Origin of the sequence: Pseudomonas sp. QS1027 (assembly GCF_002814235.1) — a bacterium.
GTDB lineage: Bacteria > Pseudomonadota > Gammaproteobacteria > Pseudomonadales > Pseudomonadaceae > Aquipseudomonas.
Window position 1 is genome coordinate 42,628 of sequence record NZ_PHSU01000035.1, and the last position, 20,739, is coordinate 63,366.

19 protein-coding genes are annotated in these 20,739 nt (G+C 56.7%); 9 read left to right on the forward strand and 10 right to left on the reverse strand.

Annotated features, from left to right (window positions below):
* Positions 1 to 67 precede the first annotated feature (67 nt).
* The 4 genes from CWE01_RS28985 to CWE01_RS33450 all read left to right on the forward strand — a co-directional run bounded on the left by CWE01_RS28985 (position 68) and on the right by CWE01_RS33450 (position 2,993).
* Positions 68 to 331: a DNA-binding transcriptional regulator gene (locus tag CWE01_RS28985; RefSeq protein ID WP_100943999.1), complete on the forward strand. Its 264-nt coding sequence runs from the start codon at positions 68 to 70 to the stop codon at positions 329 to 331.
* A 78-nt stretch (positions 332 to 409) separates the two neighbouring features.
* Entirely contained in the window at positions 410 to 622 is a 213-nt protein-coding gene (locus CWE01_RS34005) for a hypothetical protein (protein ID WP_100944000.1), read from the forward strand.
* A complete protein-coding gene (gene xerC / locus CWE01_RS28995; RefSeq protein ID WP_100944001.1) occupies positions 619 to 1,767 on the forward strand; it encodes a tyrosine recombinase XerC in 1,149 nt (382 codons plus the stop codon). The genes CWE01_RS34005 and xerC overlap by 4 nt, the downstream gene beginning before the upstream one ends.
* Before the next feature lie 71 nt (positions 1,768 to 1,838).
* The gene (locus CWE01_RS33450) at positions 1,839 to 2,993 is read left to right on the forward strand and encodes a PIN domain-containing protein (protein ID WP_157815304.1); all 1,155 of its coding nucleotides are present in this window, start codon (positions 1,839 to 1,841) and stop codon (positions 2,991 to 2,993) included.
* A 356-nt stretch (positions 2,994 to 3,349) separates the two neighbouring features.
* Here CWE01_RS33450 and CWE01_RS29005 read toward each other — a convergent pair whose 3' ends face one another.
* The gene (locus tag CWE01_RS29005; RefSeq protein ID WP_100944003.1) at positions 3,350 to 3,682 is read right to left on the reverse strand and encodes a type II toxin-antitoxin system HicB family antitoxin; all 333 of its coding nucleotides are present in this window, start codon (positions 3,680 to 3,682) and stop codon (positions 3,350 to 3,352) included.
* Complete coding sequence (locus tag CWE01_RS29010; RefSeq protein WP_100944004.1) at positions 3,679 to 3,933, reverse strand: type II toxin-antitoxin system HicA family toxin; 255 nt, start codon at positions 3,931 to 3,933, stop codon at positions 3,679 to 3,681. The genes CWE01_RS29005 and CWE01_RS29010 overlap by 4 nt, the downstream gene beginning before the upstream one ends.
* Before the next feature lie 656 nt (positions 3,934 to 4,589).
* On the opposite strand from CWE01_RS29010, the gene CWE01_RS29015 reads away from it, so the two are divergent.
* On the forward strand, positions 4,590 to 4,952 hold the full coding sequence (locus CWE01_RS29015) for a hypothetical protein (RefSeq protein WP_100944005.1): 363 nt from the start codon (positions 4,590 to 4,592) through the stop codon (positions 4,950 to 4,952).
* A 12-nt stretch (positions 4,953 to 4,964) separates the two neighbouring features.
* Here the strand turns inward: CWE01_RS29015 and CWE01_RS29020 are convergent, their stop codons facing one another.
* Complete coding sequence (locus CWE01_RS29020; protein WP_100944006.1) at positions 4,965 to 5,717, reverse strand: SDR family oxidoreductase; 753 nt, start codon at positions 5,715 to 5,717, stop codon at positions 4,965 to 4,967.
* Positions 5,718 to 5,815: 98 nt separating this feature from the next.
* On the opposite strand from CWE01_RS29020, the gene CWE01_RS29025 reads away from it, so the two are divergent.
* Entirely contained in the window at positions 5,816 to 6,757 is a 942-nt protein-coding gene (locus tag CWE01_RS29025; RefSeq protein WP_100944007.1) for a LysR family transcriptional regulator, read from the forward strand.
* A 58-nt stretch (positions 6,758 to 6,815) separates the two neighbouring features.
* Here the strand turns inward: CWE01_RS29025 and CWE01_RS29030 are convergent, their stop codons facing one another.
* From CWE01_RS29030 to CWE01_RS29040, 3 genes are all read right to left on the reverse strand, one after another.
* A complete protein-coding gene (locus tag CWE01_RS29030) occupies positions 6,816 to 8,411 on the reverse strand; it encodes a bifunctional aspartate transaminase/aspartate 4-decarboxylase (protein ID WP_100944008.1) in 1,596 nt (531 codons plus the stop codon).
* A 59-nt stretch (positions 8,412 to 8,470) separates the two neighbouring features.
* Positions 8,471 to 10,159, reverse strand: coding sequence for an aspartate-alanine antiporter (aspT, locus tag CWE01_RS29035; protein WP_100944009.1), 1,689 nt, complete (start codon positions 10,157 to 10,159; stop codon positions 8,471 to 8,473).
* A gap of 87 nt (positions 10,160 to 10,246) precedes the next feature.
* Positions 10,247 to 11,665, reverse strand: a complete 1,419-nt coding sequence (locus tag CWE01_RS29040) for a glutamate decarboxylase (protein WP_100944010.1) — start codon at positions 11,663 to 11,665, stop codon at positions 10,247 to 10,249.
* A 238-nt stretch (positions 11,666 to 11,903) separates the two neighbouring features.
* Here CWE01_RS29040 and CWE01_RS29045 point away from each other — a divergent pair, with 238 nt between their 5' ends.
* Together CWE01_RS29045 and CWE01_RS29050 are read left to right on the forward strand one after the other, a co-directional pair.
* On the forward strand, positions 11,904 to 12,959 hold the full coding sequence (locus CWE01_RS29045; protein WP_100944011.1) for an AraC family transcriptional regulator: 1,056 nt from the start codon (positions 11,904 to 11,906) through the stop codon (positions 12,957 to 12,959).
* A 412-nt stretch (positions 12,960 to 13,371) separates the two neighbouring features.
* Positions 13,372 to 14,142 carry a nuclease-related domain-containing protein gene (locus CWE01_RS29050; protein WP_100944012.1) on the forward strand — a complete coding sequence of 257 codons (771 nt, stop codon included), beginning with the start codon at positions 13,372 to 13,374 and terminating at the stop codon, positions 14,140 to 14,142.
* 390 nt (positions 14,143 to 14,532) lie between these two features.
* Here CWE01_RS29050 and CWE01_RS29055 read toward each other — a convergent pair whose 3' ends face one another.
* The gene (locus CWE01_RS29055) at positions 14,533 to 15,081 is read right to left on the reverse strand and encodes a hypothetical protein (protein ID WP_100944013.1); all 549 of its coding nucleotides are present in this window, start codon (positions 15,079 to 15,081) and stop codon (positions 14,533 to 14,535) included.
* Positions 15,082 to 15,302: 221 nt separating this feature from the next.
* Entirely contained in the window at positions 15,303 to 15,593 is a 291-nt protein-coding gene (locus CWE01_RS29060; RefSeq protein WP_100944014.1) for a hypothetical protein, read from the reverse strand.
* Between the two features lie 513 nt (positions 15,594 to 16,106).
* On the opposite strand from CWE01_RS29060, the gene CWE01_RS29065 reads away from it, so the two are divergent.
* Positions 16,107 to 17,192, forward strand: coding sequence for an acyltransferase (locus CWE01_RS29065; protein WP_100944015.1), 1,086 nt, complete (start codon positions 16,107 to 16,109; stop codon positions 17,190 to 17,192).
* A gap of 52 nt (positions 17,193 to 17,244) precedes the next feature.
* Here the strand turns inward: CWE01_RS29065 and CWE01_RS29070 are convergent, their stop codons facing one another.
* On the reverse strand, positions 17,245 to 18,363 hold the full coding sequence (locus tag CWE01_RS29070; protein WP_100944016.1) for a hypothetical protein: 1,119 nt from the start codon (positions 18,361 to 18,363) through the stop codon (positions 17,245 to 17,247).
* A 149-nt stretch (positions 18,364 to 18,512) separates the two neighbouring features.
* The gene (locus CWE01_RS29075; RefSeq protein WP_100944017.1) at positions 18,513 to 20,567 is read right to left on the reverse strand and encodes a multicopper oxidase family protein; all 2,055 of its coding nucleotides are present in this window, start codon (positions 20,565 to 20,567) and stop codon (positions 18,513 to 18,515) included.
* Between the last annotated feature and the right edge of the window lie 172 nt (positions 20,568 to 20,739).

Below are 20,739 nucleotides of genomic sequence, written 5' to 3' on the forward strand. Positions count from 1 at the left end.
ATGTGCAGCTAATGTGTACATTCATACACAATCTATGTATTGCAATACACGTTGTCAAGAGGTGAATATGGACCTGGGCAGCAAGCTCAAGGAGATACGTCACACCGAACGGTTGACCCAGACAGAGTTCGGCGAGCTGACGGGCATCAAGTTGGAGACGTTGAAAAGCTACGAGTACGGGCGCAGCAAGTCGGTCAGTTCGGTCGAGTTGCTGAAGGTCACGACCCATCCGCGTTTTGAGAAATACGCGCTGTGGCTGGTGACCGGGAAGACCTGCTCGGAGTGCGGACAAATCACCCCTCTGATCGAGGGGGCAATGACAACCTGCTAGTGAGCAGAGGGGGTACATGGGTATGCGAAAACTTTGGGATGCTGGGTATGAGGCGGGGTGTCATTCAGAGGGCAAACAATGAGCTCTCGATCAGACAATGTGCTGGTGTTCACCGACTTGCAGCGCATCACCGGCTATCAGCGCCGGTCTGATGTCGAACGGTCACTGACCGATCAAGGAGTTCGGATATTCCGGGGACGAACCGGTCCATGGACGACCATCGACTTGATCAACCAGGCTGGCGGTGTCACTCCCGTTAGCGCTGATCAGTACGGGGTGGACATACTATGAGGCGGGCAAGGAAGCGTAAGCACAATCCCCATATCCCAGCCCATATCGACCAGGCCGCCCTCCCCGCTACCATGTACTTCGACCATCGCGGCAGTGGGGTCTGGTACACCCTTCATTACGATGAAACGGGCAAACAACGTCGCAAGAATGTGGCCCCGGCGGATGTCTCGCTCGCGGAGCTTCACCGGATCGTGGACGAGATGTCCAATGTCGACCGTGGGACGCTCCGCTACGTGTGTGAGCAGTTCCACGAGAGTGATCGTTACAAGAAGCTCAAGCCCAAAACCCACGACGATTACCGCTACTCCCGCGATGTGCTACTGGCCATTCCCACCAAGCTGGGCAAGCCACTGGGTGACCTGGCAGTGCGCAAGTTCACTTCCGCCCTGGTGCAGCGAGTCATTGATCGGCTTGCGGACGAAGGGACACCGTCCAAGGCTGCACACGCGCTGCGCTACCTGCGCCGTGTGCTGCAGTGGGGACGTAATCGTGGTTTTCTTGAGGTGAATCCTGCCCTTGGTATCGAGGCGCCGATTGAGAGAAAGCAGCGCCGCCTGCCGAATCACAAAGTCATGGATGCGCTGATAGACCGGGCCATTGCGCGTGGTCTACTCACGCGCAATGAGAAAGGCGGCTGCCCTGAATACCTCGGCTACGTCATGGAGCTGGCCTACCTGTGTCGGCTGCGCGGTATAGAGGTCATTACCCTGACCGATGAGAATGAGCTGGAAGAAGGCATTCTGACCAATCGCCGAAAAGGCAGTCGGGACAATATTGTTCGATGGACACCCAGGCTGCGTAAAGCCTGGGACAACGCGAAAGCCTATCGGGCCAAGGTGTGGGCCAAACGCAAAACGGCTATACCGACTGCTCCGTCACGGCGAAACATCATCGTGGCCAGCCATGGCGGCCCACTTCGCAAGTCCAGCCTCGACACGGCCTGGCAGCGGTTCATCACCCTGGCGCTTGCTGACGATTTCATTACCCCGGAGCAGCGGTTCGCCCTGCATGATCTGAAACGGCGGGGTATCACTGACACCGCTGGTACCCGGGCGGATAAGCAGGAAGCGAGTGGGCATAGGGATCCGAAGATGATGGATATCTATGATCACAGCGTGCCTATTGTTCAACCGTCAGTAGACTAAATCTCTACGAAATGTAGGAAAAAAGGACTATGTTAGCCACCTAAAACCTCAGCACTCGAAAGGGAACACCGATGCCAACAGGGATGCCAACACCAGAGCAATTGTGGAACGGCGATGTTTCTTTTTTCTCAATCGACACGGATGTGATCCAATCCCAAGGTTATAATTTCGAAGCAGGCGCGTTAAATCAGCTTCATCGCCAACTCCCGTCAACTATGAACCTACAGCTTACTGATGTGGTGGCTAACGAAATAATAAAGCATCGCATGGAGTCTGTTCTAAAAAATATACAACAGCTTGAAGCAGCCTCTACCAACCTAAAGAGACTTGCAGAACTACCAATGGATGGCCTAATTAGCAACTTTGAAGGTTTGAGTGCAGAAGTGACTGCACGTGCTTTTTTCCGAAATCAAATAGAAAACTATGCAGCAACGTGTCGAGGTGGTGTATTACCTACCCAGGGCGAAGGTATAATAGATGAGTTATTTCGTCGTTATTTCAACACTAGTGCGCCGTTTGGCTTAAAAACTGATAAGAAATCAGAATTCCCGGACGCTACGTCTCTACTTTTACTTGAGGCATTTGCGGCAGCTACTGACTCTATGGGCATCGTAGTTTCTATGGATGGCGGCTGGGAGGCCTTTGCAGCGCAGTCTGATCTGCTCTATTGCGCAAAATCGCTCGACGAACTTACTGCATTATTTATAGCAACGGGGGAAGTAGCCACTCAAATTCAATCGTTGATGAACGAAGCGATTGAAGATTACGACTCATCATTGCACACTCAGTTGAGCGACGCACTAAGAGAGCACGTTATCGGAGCCGCATGGGACGTAGGTGATATTTATTCCGATACCGGCTCTCGGGTAGAGGGTGAGGTTTGTGAATATATCCTAATCAGCTATGAACTCGACCCTGATAGTACGTCCGTGTGGAACAATCAAGGAGACCCAAATACCTGGCTCGTTGAGGTTATGGCACGAGTTATGGTGAACGTCGAAACCTCAGTAACAACATATCTGTGGGACTCGATCGATCGTGACGAACTGGCAATAGACTCAGATAGCGTAAATACCGACGTAGAGATCGAGGTGACAGCTTTCCTCACATGCACAGAGGTTCAAGCAGGCTCGCCCCCAAGCGATTGGGATGTTGAGGTGGAAATCGCACCGGGCACGTACGTGGTCGATGTGGGAGAAGTTGCTACCTTCCCGGAAGAGCTGTGATCTACCCAAGGACATCACGTAACAAGAGATCTGGAGCATACCAACTATGCGGCCAGCCAAGCATCAGCACGTAATAAAGAACAATCTAACCAACTGATTTATATGTTTAAAGCAACTTCCTTGTAATCAGTAGGTCCCGGGTTCGACTCCTGGTGCCGGCACCATACATCAAAGCCCCGCAATGCGGGGCTTTGGCGTTTCTGGACCTTTAGTTTTCGTGCTTTCAAAAAGCTGAAAACGTCCACAAAGTGTCCACACGTAAAAAATCCAAGGCTTCTTTCTGATCGATTTCGAGCGAGTCGGGACCGAATACCTAGAAAGAGATTGAGACGGCTGCGCACCTGGCGCGAGAAGGTTCAGGCGTGGACTTCGCGATCCAGGACATCAGAAACCCACTGATTGATGCTCTTGTGAGCCAATTGCGCCTTGACAGCCACTGTGGCGTGAAGCGCCGGAGCCAGTCGCAGGCTCAGATTTCCAGAGTAGGGCTTCTGTGGAGCACGACCGAGCTTGGCGCAAGTGTCGAGGTAATCGACGACAGCCTCTTCAAACGCTGCTCGAAGCTCCTGAACCGACTCACCATGGAATCCAACGATATCTTTAATGCCTGCGATGTGACCGACAAAAAGGCCGTCCTCTTCGCTGTACTCGATTCGGGCGGCATAGCCCTGGTAATTCATCACGTTCATGGGGTAACTCCTGCTTGTTCAAGGAAAGCCCGAGCATCACGAACCTGGTAAGGCTTTGCTTCTTTATCGGGGTGTGGTCGGTGGAAGGTTCCGACCGCATCGTTCAGTTCAAATCGTACTCGCGACCCATTGCCTTCAATGGTTTTGGCGCCGACGGCACCAAACAGCGATTCGATACGAGCCCATTCCAGCGTGGCCGGAGTGGGCTTCGAGAAGACGGCCTTCAGGGTGCTGAGCTGCTTGTTATTCATGGTATTACACTATGATACCGTACGCGATAGGGCAGCCATTCAATACTGATTGAGTAGAGCCAAGCGTGGCTTTGGCCTATCTGGAGGGGTTAAGCCTGGATCTGGCCACGATAGCGTCCACAAAACGTCCACACCTGAGAAAAATATTTTCTACTCATTTCTAAAACGGCCCCGAAAATATTGATCCTCGTGGGTCTCACCCGATAGATGGCTCGCTGCTTGGACCTGTATGTGGGTTCCATGACCATCCAGCCCCCCATTCCAGAACACACGGACTCAATCAATCGAACGACTACCTATGTATATGCGTACTCGGAGGGACGCCTCCCAAGGCGGCATGACGAGAAATGGCCTTCCAAAAAAACTAATATTTCCTACGTGTTTTGGTCGTGGGAGAATGTTGTGTGCGCTCGCTGCTGGGTCTAAATTCCTGTAGTCGCTGCAAATTCAGCGATACGGGTTTCGCAGCCCGATAGTGAGCTAGCGCACAGCGCCGTGTAAGCGGTTTTTTTATGCCCGCGTTATGGCGGGCTGTGCGCAGGAGGCTTATGCCTGCCGGTTGTCCTAGCTCACCGGTCTGCGAACCTGCGTACAGTTCGCCACCCTTGTTTCGCAGCGAGTGTGGTGATCTCCTAAACTGAGCCAGGAGATTTACCATGGTTAAAAAAATCACTCCCGATCCGCCTGCCGTTTCCAACGGTTCTGTGAAATCAACCCGGCCGGATGCGGCCCGCTTGCTCGATACCCTCGGTCTGACCCTCTCTAAAACCATCGATTACGATGACCCGTTCAGACCTACGATTTTTGCCATCCAGCCAGGTGTCCAAGCTCAGGACGCGCTGACCTACGTGTCAAAATTGCTCGCAGTAGCCGAACTGAATGGAGACGAAATCAGCCTGCATACGAATCCGGTGGAGCGGTCTCTGTTCTGGGGCATGCTTCATTCGGTAGAGATGGCGAGGGCTGTGGTGGATGCGCTGCTTGAGGGATCCACCTCAGACCATCACGTCTCACCGTAGACAACCGCCCGCTCAGACCAGCCTGGCGCCACCATCGATATTCAAGGTGGCGCCATTCATAAACCCGTTGGTCATCAGGAAAACAACCGCAGCGCCCGCCTCTGCTGCGGTGCCCAGACGATGCAACGGCAGCGACTGTTCCAGCGCCGCCACGAACGCATCACGCCCGTCGCCCAGTGCTTTAGTGAAAATGGGGGTATTGATCGGACCGGGTGACAGCGTGTTCACCCGAATCGGCGCCAACTCCAGGACGAGGCCCCGAGCCAGTGCATCCATCGCAGCTGACGCAGCAGCCAACACGGCGGTGCCATGGGCATTGGGGCGATCCGACAACATCCCGGAGATAAAAGTGATGGAGCCGTCTTTCGCCAGGCGTTCGCCCAGGGCTCGAATGGCATGCACCGAAGCCCACAGACGCTCCTCAAATGCCTGGCGCATGTGATCAATCCCGGCATCCAGCACCTTGCCCACCACATACGTACCGGCCAGGAGCACCAGGTGATCTACTTTCGGGATATCCGCCAAGGCGGCGTAGATGGCTTGGCTATCGGTGACATCGGCTGCGCGCCAGGCGTCCAGACCGTTGTCGCGGGCAGCCTGCTCGGCACGGGTGGCATCGGAACCGATGACGGTCACATGTGCGCCGTCGGCCTTGGCCTGAATGGCGGCAGCCAAACCGATGCCGGACGTCCCCCCGAAAATCACCACGGTCCGGCCATGCAGATTGGCGGGCAAAGCTTGATTGAGCGCAGGTGTGGTCGTCATGGTCCATCTCCTTGAACGCCTGGATGGCGTCGATGGGAGAAAGGCTAAAGCCTTGGGTCGAGATTGATAATTAGGGCATAAGTCGCTTTACTCATGCCATGAAGGAACAAATAGGGTTGGACCGCCTTACCGGTCTCATTGCCTTTGCCCGCGCCGCCTCCCTGGGCAGCTATACCGCTGCAGCCCGCGATTTGTCTGTCTCACCGTCAGCCATCAGCAAAAGCGTGCAACGCCTTGAACAGCACTTCGCACTGAAGCTGTTCAGCCGGACCACCCGCTCGCTCACCCTGACCCCGGAAGGACGGGATTTGTACGAGCGGGCCTTGCGCATTTTGCGCGAGGTGGAAGAGATCGATCAGGCCGCCGTTGCCTCTCGGGCCGAACCTTCCGGCACGTTGAAGGTTACCGCGCCGCCACCTATCGGCCTGAACATCCTGGCGCCAGCCATTCCCAGGTTTCGCGAGCGTTACCCAAAGCTCGCCATCGACCTGCGCCTGGGCGACCCGTATTCGGACATCATTGAGCAAGGCATCGACGTCGCGGTACGCGTGGGCAACCTGGCGGACTCGCGACTGATCTCGAAAGCACTGGGGCCTCATCGGATAGCCGCTTTTGCTTCACCGGCCTACCTGGCCAGACGCGGCACTCCGTTAGAGCTCAGTGACCTGGCGCACCACGACTGCGTGAACTTTCGTTATCAAAGCTCCGGCCAGGCATTGCGCTGGCCGTTCAATGTGGACGGAAAAGTGGTCGAGTGGGCACCGGATTCGGCCATCGTCATCGATGCGAGCGATGCCGTTGCAGCCGTGGTGGCAGCGGGTGGCGGAATCGGTATGTCACCGACTTATGTAGCGGCTCCCTACGTGGCTCGCGGGGAATTGAAGCCGCTCTTTCCCGAGTTTACGGTGGACCGGGCTTCTATCACGGCGTTGTGGCCGGAAAGTCGACGAGGCAGCCCCAACGTCAAAGCGTTTGTGGGGCTGCTCGAGGAGCTTTTCTCAACCCCCACCGTCTGGGACGAGATAGTTCGAAACGCTTGAATGTTTGCTTCTGGCCGATAGCTGGCTTTGTTGCGCCGAGGTCGCCTTCAGACGGCTCTCACTTTTCCAACGACGCCCTGTAGTGCTCGTAAGCGCCATCCGCCAGCTTGCGCAAAGCCTTGCCGATATTGGCGTAGTCATATTCATTGAGATTGGCCAGAGACAAACGCCCACCCGGCTTCTTGGTGCCAAAGCCAGTAGCCGGAAGCATAACGATCCCCGTCTCATCAGCGATGCGGAACAACAGCGTATTGGGGTCGACATTGTCATGAACCCAACGCGCAAATGCCTCACCGTACAGGTCTTCGGTAATCTGCTCGAAGTCCAGCAGCGTGTAGTACTCCACTTCGAACTCGTCCACCGGGATAGCCACCCCGAGCTCGCGATAAAGGGCGTGGTGACGCTGGCGAATCAGTTTCTTCAACACCTGCTTGTAGCTGTCGGTACTGTCGATCAGGGCAAACAACGAGAACAGCACCATCTGCACTTGCTGAGGCGTCGACAGGCCAGCGGTGTGGTTCAGCGCCACTGAGCGACTATCGGCCACCAGCCGATCGATGAACTTCAATTTCGCGGTATCGGGCACCAGCGTCTGGTAACGCAGGTTGAGCGAGGCGTGCTTATCTTCGTCATACGCGGCGATTTGCTGGTCGAGGATATTGTCCTTGTGCAGGGCAATCACGCCCAACCGCCAACCGGTACAACCGAAGTACTTGGAGAACGAGTACACCAGGGCGGTGTTGCGTGGGCAGGTCGCAAAGAGCGAGGTGAAGTTGTCGGCAAAGGTGCCGTATACGTCATCGGTGATGATGAACAGATCCGGACGCTGCTTTTCCACCAACTCGGCGATATAAGCCAGGCTGCGGTCATCGATGCGCACCGACGGCGGGTTGCTCGGGTTGACCACGAAGAACACCTTGATCGCCGGGTCCAGCAGCTTGTCCAGTTCGGACTGCGGATACTGCCAGCCCAGTTCCGGCGAAGCATCGATATGCACGACCTCCAGGCCGTAATCTTCCAGCACCGGGATTTCGAAATAAGGCGTGAACGTCGGCATGCCGATCGCCACCTTATCGCCCGCACGGATGATCTTGTTTTCCTTGAGGCTGTTGAAAATGTAGGTCATGGCCGCGGTGCCGCCTTCGACGGCAAAAATATCGAAGTCGTCCCGCGAGACGCTGCCGCCGATCATTTCCTTGACCAGGTATTCACGCACCACTTTCTCGCTGATGCTCAGCATGCGCGGCGGTACCGGGTAGTTGCAGCCCAGGATGCCTTCGACCATTTCATGGAGAAACGCCGGCCCGTCCAGGCCCAACTGGTCGCGCACATAACTGGTGATCTTCATCAGCAGATCGACGCCCGGCTGGCTGGCGTTGTCGGCCAGAAAGCGATCCATGCGCGCTTCGATGCCCTCGACTTTCGGCAGTCCGCCGATGCCGTTGCCCAGGAATGAAAACGACAGCTCGGCCTCGTGGTTGGCAAACAACCCCAGTTGGCAGAACGCCTGGCGCGGCAACGTGGCGAGAAAGTTCGGGTTGCCGCGCCCGGCGTTGAGCATCAGGCGATTCTCTCGGCTGCTCGCGACCTTGATCAGTTCATCCTTGAGCTCAAAGGGGCTCAGCGCTGCGTATTGACTGTAATCATGGGTCATGAACGGGGCCTTGTCTGACGTGCGACCCAGTGGCCGCACGGGAATACGGAAGGGCAATCTCAGGAAAGAATGACGATCAGCACCATTCCCCAGATGGTCAGCAATGTGTTGCCGACGGCATAGGTCACGGTGTAACCCAGGGCCGGGACGTTGCTTTTAGCGGTCTCGCAGATCATGCCCAGGGCAGCGGTGGTGGTGCGCGCACCCGCGCAGCAACCCAGCACCAGGGCGGGATGGAAGCGAAAGACGTAGCGTGCGATGAACATCCCGAGGATCAGCGGCACCGAGGTGGCGAAGATGCCCCAGAGGAAGAGGCTCACACCCAGGGTCTGCAGGCCATGGACAAAGCCCGGCGCGGCATTGATGCCGACCACGGCAATGAACACGTTCAGGCCCACCGAATTCATGAACCAGACGGTGGGCTCGGGGATTCTGCCGAAGGTCGGGTGAATCGAACGCAACCAACCGAAGACCAGGCCGGCGATCAGCGCGCCACCGGCGGTGGAGAGCGTGATCGGCACGCCATGGATGGTGAACACCGCCGCGCCGATCAGCGCGCCGATAAAGATCGCCAGGCCGATGAACGCCACATCCGCCATGTCGCTCTTGCGGTCGGGTTGGCCCAGCTCCTTGGCGGCCGCGGAGGTGTCCGCGGTCAGGCCGGCCAGGGTGATGATGTCGCCACGGTGAATGACCGTCTTGGGCAATACCGGCAACTCGGCGGCGATGGCGCCACGCTTGATCCGGCGAATAAACACACCGTGGGCCGCCGGCAACTGGGAGAGTTGCTCCAGCGTCTGGCCATCGTATTTTTTGTTGGTGACAAAGATATCGACCCCGTCGGCCGGTACGACCAGCAATTCGGGATCGTCCACCTCGGCTTCGGAATGGCCGAGCAACTCCAGGATGTCGGCATTGCGCCCGCCCACCGCCAGGATGTCACCGGCCATGAGGAGGGTTTCAGAGGTCAGGGTCTCGATCTTGCCCTGGCGCCGAAGTCGCTCGATAAACACGCGCTTGCCATGGGAGTGGGCTTCGGCCTGGTGGACGCTGAGGCCGACGAATGCACTGTGCTCCGGCACCTTGTAGGCGCGCAGCACGTAGCGGTGCCAGGCCGTGCCTTCGCTGGCGATGTCCTGGTGCCCGCCCATGCTCAGTTCGTAATCCTTGCAGGCTTCGACCAGGTTGATACGCAAGAGCTTGGGCCCCAGCAACGCCAGAATCAGCGCCGAACCGACGGTGCCGAAAATGTAGGTGACCGCGTAGGCCACCGGCATGGAATCGAGTTGCTGTCGCGCCTGCTCGGCGTCCAGGCCTAGCCGGTTGATGGCATCGGTGGCCAGGCCCATGGACGCGGAGATCGTCTGCGAACCGGCGAACAACCCGGCCGTCGAACCGAGGCCGTAACCGGCGATCCAGGTCGCCAGCATCGGTGCCGCCAGGCACAGGACGCACATGACCACGGCAAACAACGCCTGTGGCAAGCCATCCTTGGCGATGCCACGGACAAACTGCGGCCCCACGCCATAACCGACGGCGAACAGGAACATCAGGAAGAAGGTGCTCTTGACGTTAGGCGAGATGACAATCCCCGCCTGGCCGATGATCAGTGAGGCAATCAGGGTGGAGGTCACCGCCCCGAGGCTGAACCCCCTGAATGACTTGCCGCCAAACCAGAATCCCAAACCCAGGGACAGGAAAATCGCCATCTCCGGGTAGGCACGCAGGGTGCTTTGGAGCCAATTCACATTGCTTTCCTTAAGCTATTTGCAATAAAGGGCACGACCACCGGGGCGCGATGGAAGTCGCGCCCCGGTGGTCGGAGTCAGGCGGGGTTAAAGGTTGGCCGTGGTATCGACGGCCGACAGGGCACCATGGCTGAACGTAGGCCCGGCCTCGGAATGCGGGATCGGATTTTTCTGCAGGAAGGCGATGGCCTTGTGCAGATCATCCAACAGCATCGCGATCAAATCCCGGCTGACGCCATGGCGTACCAGGACTCGCTGAACCACGATGTCCTGGCGATCGGACGGGAGTGGGTACGAGGCAATCTGCCAACCGCGCATGCGTACGCGTTCGGAAAGGTCATAGAGCGTGAAGCCGTGCTCGATACCGTCCTTGAGCTTGTAGCACACCGCCGGCAGGCCGCCGTTGCCGTCGTAGACCAATTCCAGCGGCTCGATCTTGGCGATCTCCGACGCCAGCCATTGGGCGGTGTCCGAACAGGCTTGCTGGATACGGGTATAACCTTCGCGGCCCAAACGCAGGAAGTTGTAGTACTGGGCGATGATCTCGCCGCCGGGGCGACTGAAGTTCAAGGCGAAGGTGGCCATGTTGCCGCCCAGGTAATCCACGTAGAAGATCAGGTCTTCCGGCAAGTCGGCCTTGGCTCGCCAGATAATCCAGCCGACGCCCAAGGGTGCCAAGCCATACTTGTGGCCCGAAGCGTTGATCGACTTGACGCGCTCAATGCTGAAATCCCAGCTGAGCTCTTGCTGAATGAAGGGCGCGATAAAGCCGCCGCTTGCCGCATCGACATGGATGGGAATATCCAGGCCCAGTTCACGCTGGAGGCTATCGAGTTCATGGGCCAGTGCCGCCACGGGTTCGTAAATACCGGTAAAGGTGACCCCCAGCGTCGCTACCACACCAATGGTGTTTTCGTCACAGAACTCGCGCAAGTCTTCGGGCCGCAGACCTAGCGCGCCGTCTCGCAGGGGCACTTCGCGAATTTCCACGTCGAAGTAACGCGCGAATTTCTTCCAGCAGATCTGCACCGGGCCGCACACGAAGTTCGGTTTATCGGTCGACAGCCCCGCGGCTTCGCGACGTTTCTTCCAGCTCCACTTCAGGGCCAGGCCGCCCAACATGGCGGCCTCACTGGAGCCCGTGGTCGAGCAGCCCACGGTTTGCCACGACTTCGGCGCATGCCAGAGATCGGCAATGATATGCACGCAACGGTTTTCAATTTCGGCCGTCTGCGGGTATTCATCCTTGTCGATCATGTTCTTGTCGATGGAGTCGGCCATCAACTGCTGGACTTCCGGCTCGACCCAGGTGGTGCAAAAGGTCGCCAGGTTCTGCCGGGAGTTGCCATCCAGCAGCAACTCATCGCGTACCAGGTTATAGGCCGTCGAGGGTGCGGTGGAGTGGTCGGGTAAGCGGTATTTGGGCAAACGGCGCTCTGAGGCACCGCTTGAGTAGACGTCTTCAATGGAGGGATCGCGCGTTTCTACGGTCTGGTGCAAAGCCATGAAGTAACTCCATAATCGGCAACGGAGCCAGGCAAGCAGCAGGGTGTGCTTGGGCTCAGCCCGGGGCTCAATCTGACCCTCGCCGCAGTGCCCGGCAATCGCATTCGGCGCCATGACCTTGGCATCTGGCGCCATCTGCTTCGTTTGATATGGACAACGCTTTAACGTGAACGTCGGCAGAATCCGATAGTCTACCGCCAGCCACGCTGTGCTTCACAGCAACCATCAAGGAACGTCCATGCCTGAGGTCATCCCCTCATTAGCGCATTTCATGATCGACGCCTTGCGGTCGACGGGGCTGGACATCGACAGTTTTTGCCAGACCGTGGACCTGGACGTGCAGGCCTTGAGCTTCGACGAGTCATGGATTCCGCGGGTCAAGCTCTACCGCCTCTATACCCTGGCCGCCGAACTCTCCCACGACCCCGACATCGGCCTGCGCGCCACCTCGCAAACCGGCCCCGGCATCTTCGATGTGGTGGGTTATGTGATGATGTCCAGCGCCACGTTGTACGCGGCGCTGGAACGACTGGTCCACTTCGTGACCTTGCTCGACACCTCCATCGCCATGTCATTGCATAAGGAGGGCGGACAGCATCGTTTCTCGTGCCACTTTCTGGACGCGAACCAGGTCCCGCGCCAATACGGCGATGCCGGCATTGCCACGATGTTCGGCCTGTGTCGAATGCTGGTAGGCCCGGCGCTTCAGTTGCGCGGAATCAGTGTGATGCATTCGGTTCCGGCGGATGTTTCGGTGTACGAGCAAACATTCCATTGCCCGGTGAAGTACGGCGCAAGCTGCTATTCGATTGTGTTGGCCAACAGCGATCTGGAAAAACCGCTTTCTTCGGCGAACAAGGAATTGGCAACCTTGCATGAACTGGTTGCCGAGATGCATTTGTCGACCCGCCGTTATTTCTCTGTGCCGGGGGAAGTGCGCAAGATGATTCTGGAGTCGTTGAGCGAGGGCGTCCCGCACATTGAGGACATGGCCAAGAAGCTGTGCATGAGCAAGCGGACCTTGCAGAGGCTGCTGCAGAAGGCCGGTCAGCCGTATAAGGAGTTGGCCAATGAAACGCGTCGGGGTCAGGCGGAGTTTCATCTGGGTAATCTGTGCTGCAGCTTGCAGGAAGCAGCGTATCGCGTGGGGTTTCGGGAGTTGAGTAGCTTTTATCGGGCCTGTCATCAGTGGTTTGGTATGACACCGGGGCAGTATCGGATGCTGTTGACGTCGAAGACTCGGGATGCGAGGGAGGGTTTGTTGGGGGATGCGGTGGCTAGCGGGCCCTCATGATTTTCGAGGAGCGCTACACGCTTTTGTGACGGGCAAAGAAAAGGGCGGCCCCAACCGTTCGATGGCCGGCGACAGTGATGAAGCCCCATCGAAACCACCCCCCGCCAACCGCGTACTTGAAACGCCATGCGATCACGGTCCAAGCAGGCAGCGCTTGATAGGGGGGCGCCCCTCAAGCAGGGCATCCACCACCGCACGCGTCACTTCAACCGAATGCAACATGCCTCGCCCTCGACGGCATCTGGTTAATTCCGATTGTCTAAACACCGATAATATCAATATGATAGCTCAAAGTTTTTTGGTCGTTGGATTCGCCACCTGTAGCACCTGCGCACCCAACGCCAAAACAGCTGCAAGCGGTGCTACAACCGCTCCGCGCTGAAGGAATCTTTGAATTGCTGAAGGTTAAGAAATGGACTTCACTCCTATCATCGCGCAGTTCTGGAGCACGTTTGGCTGGTTGATTCCGCTGATAGTGCTGATCGGCCTGCTCAAGTTGCCTTGGGCCAAGGGTCACATCGGCGAACTCCTGGTGCGTCTGTTCGCCCATTGGCAACTGGATAAGCAAACCTACCGCTGCCTGCACAACGTCACCCTGAGCACACCTGACGGCACCACGCAGATCGACCACGTCTTCCTCTCGCCTTACGGCATCTTCGTGCTGGAAACGAAGAACATGCGCGGCTGGATCTTTGGCAGCGAGAAGCAGCCACAGTGGACGCAAAAGCTCTACAAACGCACGTTCAAGTTCCAGAACCCGCTACGGCAGAACTACAAACACCTCAAAGCCCTGGAAGCCACCCTTGGTGTTAACTCCGAGCATCTGTACTCGGTCATCACCTTCATCGGCGGCAGTACCTTCAAGACTCAGATGCCGGCCAACGTCACCCAGGGCATTGGCTTTATCCGCTACATCAAATCATTCCAGCAGAGGGTATTCAGTGAGGCCGAGGTCGACGTCCTCATGCACGCCCTGCAAACCAGCAGGCGCACGCCATCCCTCGCGACCCACCGCGAACATGTGCAAAACCTGAAACGCCGTAGCGACCCAAACGCCGAGCGGCAATGCCCGAAATGCGGCAGTGATCTGATGATCCGCACCGTGAACTCTGGCACGAAGGCAGGACAGCAATTCTGGGGGTGTCCGATGTTTCCCAAGTGCAGAGTGAGGCAAGGTCTGTAGCCAGCTGCTGGATATAAGCTGACAGATATGGACGGGGTAAGCTGCCGGTGAAATCGAAGAGTTCGACTCCTCATCAAATGTCCACTGCACATTCATGGCTTGCCCTCTCTGGCATGGAGTGTTTCCTAGCCATCACCGTAGCATCACGACGAAGGTCAACGCAGAACAGGTGTCGATGATCCTCGATGAAAGCGAGGTATCCAGGATGATAAAAAATGATGAACGGCCCTTTTACTATTCAACAAATGGTTGAATAATGACCGTACTGAATAGGTAGCGCTGACCGGTGTAAGCGCCCATCCACCTCGCGAGAGGTCCGCACCATAGAGTGGGATAACCAAGAGATTCCGGATTAAAGAAAGCCCCCGCATTGCGGGGGTTTTTCTTTTCTCAGCGAGGCATCTTGATCTCTTTACCTTGATACCGGTTCAGCAGGATAAAGTTGAAGCTGATTGGCTTCTTGTACTGCAACGGATCATGGCGCTCGTGGGCACTATTCACAAAGAGGTTCAGGTGAGCGCCCTCGGCTTTCCTGGCTTTGGTTACGGTGAAAAACACTGCGTAGTCGAAGACCCGTCCCCGATGCATAACCTCTATGATCACGAACTCCTCCCGACCGGTGTGCATACACCGCCGTTCTCCCAAGGTGGCGATGATGCCTGGCAGTTGCTTCGATAGCTCCCAGCGAAGGCTGCAAAACACCCGACTTTCCCGTGAGTCGGCGTACCAGCTCTCCTGATGGACCTGCTCTTCGAGATGAGGGGAGCGAGAGAAGCAATGCAGCCCATAGGTCACATTCACCTTAAGCGACAAGCCAGGCTTGGCATCCTTGGGAGGAATGGTTACTTCCCACAGATGAGGGGCCAGATGGCTCAGGTCATAGACCACCCCACCTATGGTTGCTGCCTTCCAGGCAATACCGCTTATTGGTTTTCCCATTTTGCCGTTCGTTCAGGATCCGATCATCGCCATTATGAAATGCACAGACTGAGTCATCTGTGATTCACCAATGACGGGAGCAACGTCAAAGACCAGACTGCCAAAGCCTCATGGGTCATCCGAAAGTACTCTTCCTCGCACTTCCAAGTGGGCAAAGGCTGAGTTGTAACAGATCGGCTCTTCTCGGCAGATACCATCAAGGCGACTCCGTGTTGTGAAATTCAGCAGCCACCAACGGCGGTGACTGCTGATATGGATTGCACTTCATGCTTGCGGCGAGCCTTCCAGCCTCCCGGTTGAATGGCAAACAACGCGGGATTGAACGGATCCTCGGGAATAACCGGTTTGGAGTACGTGAACGCGAGAGGATCAAGCAAGCGGGGCGTGATTGCCGGCTCCAGCTCAGTTGGGTTTAAGAGATCAGAAGAGACTTTACGCCGGTAGATCTTTTTGTCGGTAGTGCTAGGGGCTTTGCGAGTGGGCTGCAGATCAGGGTTAATTTGATTTGTCATGGTGACGCTCCTTATAACCGCTCTCGCGGTGCGGTGCGCCTGTTTTGCACCGGGTGTCCAGCCCGTATCACTGAACTGACAGTGGCTTCTGAACACTAGCCCTGGCGTCTGACGCTCGCAATACTCTTCAACACCTGAAACTCGTGGGAAATACGAGTTTTTTCGGAAGGCCATTTCTCGTCCTAACGGAGCTGCGCGAAAGGTACAAAACCTGAGCCAGATCACCCAGAACGACCCGGTCCTCAGCGGCTGCAAGGCACACATCGACGCGACACATCAGGATGTCCAATCACCGCTGCCGAATGAGCCTGGAGAGCTGACAGCGTTGCAAGCCCAGCCCGTCATAGGGGCGCCCATTGACGCGTTTTCACTCCTTTTCCCCTGTTTCAGCAAACGCTGAAACAGGCACAAACGGTGAAATTCTTTAATCGCGCCACCGTCCAAGGAAGGCACTAAACCCTCCGCTCAGGTACAATCAATTTTCCTGTACAAAATATATAACCGGGTGAATTGATGTCCGAAAACACACGTGACCGCATTGTCTTCCTCGACTACATGAGGGTATTTGCTTTCATCAGTGTGCTGATCGGTCATAAATTCGAGCCCGAAATGGCTGCGATGCTTTCGGCCTCTGCCGATCATGCCTTACTCAACACAATCGCCACTTTCCTCTACAACATCTGTTATGGCGGTGCGGCGGGCGTCATTGTCTTCTTTATCACCTCAGGCTACATAATCACCCACGTCCTACAGACCGAGTCCTCACCTGACTTTCTAATCAAACGTCTCTTTAGAATATACCCTTTATACATCGCTGCAGTTATCATAGAAGCCCTCACTTACTACCCGTTTACCGGCACCATCGAGACATCGCTAAAAGTATTGATCCCCAGAATGCTACTGATCGGTGATTTTTTCGAAACCCCTTACGCACTGGGCGGCGTCGAGTGGACGCTGAGAATCGAACTGGTGTTTTATTTATTCATGGCCCTTTTAAAGGCGACGGGCATCCTTGGGAGAACGACATGGCTGCCACTGGCCTTGCTCGCGGTCACCGCGACCCTGTACGCACTGCCTGAATTTCCAGCGGCGGACCAATGGCTTCATGGCTACTTCACTTTATATTCACCGTTCTTGTTTATTGGCATATGCCTATATTTGCTACAAACAAAAAAATCCCCCACCTACCTCTGCCTGCCGGTCATCATAACAATTACTGCACTTTTCATTAAGAACCTGGCTATCCTTCATCCCGCATGGTCAGTGTTCAATTTCGCAATACCCGCAGTCCTGATATTCATCAGTGCATGGCTTGGCCGAAAGCACTTGCCCGACAGTAGAGTGCTAAGGCTCTTGTCGAACATGACCTACTCCATCTACTTATTTCACAATTGGCTGTGGAAGATCATCACGAAGAATCTCAAAATACATGAGATAGACTATCTACCCGTAAAAATCCAAGCGTTGATCGTTCTATTTTTTGTGTGTTATATAGCCCATAAGACAATAGAACTTAAGGCCATCAAAGCCGGTAGATACTTGACCGTTTATTTCAAAAAGAAAAAGGCCTACCCAGTAGAAACGTCACAAACAACCTGACCGGATGATACGGTTCCCCTCACCGAGCCGTGAGGAGAACCGGTATCCACTATCACTCCTCTTCCCCTCCGCGATAAAACCCACGTAAAAAACTCTCCAGCGCCTGCTCTTCAACCGTCCATTGCCCATGCCCCAGATTGGCAATCAGATCCCGCTTGCGCATCCGCTCCAATCCGGCCTGTACCTGCTGCGTAGTCGGCACCAGCCCACTCGGCAGCTCATCGGCCAAGGAACGTCGATACTCATCGGCATACAGCGATGCCCCGGTAACAATCCCCCTGAGCAGCAATTGATCCAGCGGTGGCAGGTCTTGCAGCAATGTCGTGAATTGCCCCTCATCCACCATCCCCGCCCAGACAATCTTGTCGGCTTCCTTGACCGGAATCCCTTGGGTCAGGCTCGTGGTAAACAACGTACGCAGATAATGCGGCGTCATGCCCCGGGCGACGTACAAGCGATAGGCCTGCTCCACCTCCCAGGCGTTGCCCGTGGTTTCCCGGTAAAGCCGGCCAAAATGCTCCGAGAACTCTCTTCCCAGATCAGGGAAATTCAGCTGCGAGCCAAACTGATAGAACGGCGCTTTGCTACGCCGGAACATGTTCGTCAGGCCGTCCTGGGAAGAACCGGTGAATACCGCGAAAACGCTCCCTTGGCTGGTCGTCAGCAAGGAGCGGAGTGTGGCGGTGAAGTTCTCAAAGGCCGGGCGGGTGGCCAGATGCTGCACCTCGTCAACGATCAGCAGCGCCTTGCCCTTGCCTGCGACGTTGAAGCGTTCGAATAACTCATGGATGGAAGGAATCCCCGCCTCTGCCAGTTCGGCTTCGGCAGACGCAGAGTCCATTCCCAACCCCACCTTCAAGCCCTTGAGCGAACGCTTTGGCCTGGCCCACCAGGTTTCAATCCGGGTCAGCAGACTGGTTTCATGCAGCGCCTTGGCGAGCGCCGCACAGATCACTCGTTCAGGATCGTCCTTGTTGGACCAAAGGTCCGCATAGGCCACTACAAAACCTTGCGCCTCCGCCATAGGTACCAGATCACGCAGCAGGAACTGCGTTTTACCTTTACGGCGCGGGGCGAACAGCGTCGTGGCCTGTTGGAGTTGGTTCTCGAAGCCCATCAATACCTGCTGGGCAAGGACCGCGCGGGGGAAGTAGAGACGGTCAGGTGTCATGGTTATGCCAAATTATGTGAAAAAACATAATTATGATTATTGGCATAATTCCACATATTGCAAGCCCGGAAATGACACAGCCCTCCTCACGCAACCATGAGAAGGGCCGATATCAAAACCTCAGCCATCACAAAAAACTGACCACCCCCTCAGTGATGCGCCCCCATCGTAGTCCCCCCCACCCCATCCGGCAGCTCGATACTCACGTTCTGCATCATCCCCTGATCCTCATGATCAAGAATGTGGCAGTGCAGCACGAACTCCCCGATATAACGCTGGTACCGGGTCCGCACATACAAGGTGTACATCCCGCTGCCATCGGTCTTGCCTTTGACGAACAGCGTGTCTTTCCACACCCCTTTCATACCGGCATATTGCGCGTCGTTCTTGTCCGTCTTGTCCACCGCACCCGGTTCACTGAGGTCCACGCCATCCGGGCCGATGATCTTGTCGATCTGGAACGGGTTCACATGAATATGGAACGGATGACTGGCATACGCCGATTGCAGGATCCAGGTTTGCGCATCCCCCAGCTTCAGATGACGATCGATCACCCCCGGCTGATAAGGCACGGCATTTTCAGCGGTAGTGCCCACGGCGAACTTGGTGTGGTCCGGGTCTTTGGTATCGATCAGGAACACCAGTTTCTGCTCACCCTTGATCTCACTGGCGACGATAGTCGGGTGCGGGATGAACTTGTCAAAGCGCAGGTCCTTTTTCAGATCCGCCACCACGGTGGCCTTGATGTCCGCCGGCATGTTGCGTTCCGCCGCCGCCAGCAGTTCCTCAGTCAGGCGCGCCTTGGTGTTCGCCACTTTCGGCCCAGGGCCCACATCGACAAAACCGAGCAATTGGCGACCGTTGGCCTGCTGGCTGACCCCGCCTGAAGCCGTGGAAGGTTCATCCGTCACGCAGTAACGCCCCGGCTCGGGGAAAACGATCAGCAAATCGTTGCGATACCCCGGCTGCAGGGTGATGACCTGGCGGCTCTGGGCCTGTTCCATGGTCAGGCCGTCGGAAGCGATCACCTGGTACTCGACCGGCTGGCCGGTGCATTGCTCCTCGATGAAGTTGGCCGACGCCAGGGCCGCGATGCCCTTGTCGCTGGCCGGCTTGGCGCTGTCCTTGAGTTTGCGGAACAGCGGCCGGATGGTGTCGCGAATCCCCGCGTGAACCAGGCGCCAGCGCTCAACCTGACCGGGCCGTGCATCGTCGAAGATCGGCTGCACCAGGCCGTTGACGCTGGTGTAGCGCCCCGAGTCGGACCAGCTGGAAGGCTGCAGTTGGTCGAACGACTCGACAACCCCCACCTCGCCCGGTTTGCAGGTCCAGTCCAGGGTCATCTTGTCCTTGCCGTCCTTATCCTTCACCGTCTTGTAGCGGAACTTGTCGGCAGTGTCCCGGCACGCATAGGGAATTTGCTGGAACACCAGCAAGCGTTCCTTGAAAGACTTGCCATCAGCGCCCTTGAGCAGGGTGTCGATATCGCCATTGGTGTCGGCGGTCGGCTTGCGATCGCCGTGGATGATCAGCGCGCCGGCCATGCCGCTGGCGACCTGGATCGCGGTGGAACCATGGCGATGCGGGTGGTACCAGAAGGTGCCCGCCGGGTGGTCGGCCGGGATGTTGTATTCGTACTGGAAACTGACCCCGGGGTTGATCGACAGCAGCACGTTGTCGCTGTTGCCCGTGGGGCTGACCCATAACCCATGGGAATGCAGGTTGGTGCCGTTGAAGCAGTGCGGCACGTCCGGCCTGCTGTCGTGGGCGGTGCAGCTGGGGTCGGGTGGTAACTGGTTGTTGAGGCTGATGCGGACGGTGTCACCCGGCGTCACGTCGATGGTGGGTGCGATAAAGGGCGCCTTGGGGTCGACACCGGTGCCGACGTAGCTACGCAACATCACCGGCACTTGCGCTCCGGTGGCCGGATCGAATATCTCGTTCCTGGTGTACTTGATGATCAGGTCCAACTGCCGCTCACGCCCGACATGGGGCTGGGGTGCCAGGGGCGTGGGGGTGGACTTGAGCAACAGCGTACCTTCCGCCGCCTTGGCCGTCGGTGCCTGCTGTTCCAAAGGCGGCGGGTTGTTGAACAGCCGGGAGGCTTCCACTGCCTGTGACGTAGTGGCGGCCCCCATCACCGCCAGGGCCAGCAGCCCCAGAGAGTACGGATAACGGAGCCTGTCCTTGCGCATTCCTGTCATGGTGTTTCTCCTGTGGAGCAACCGTGGACATCGTGGTTTGGGCACAGGAAAGAGAGGGGAGGCAGGCGCAATGGCATGGGTATCCAACAGCTGCAATCCGTGCAGGCATAAAGCTAGTACGTTATCCACGGAACGCAATGTCTATTGGGGTTTGCGCGCTTTTTTTGCCCAA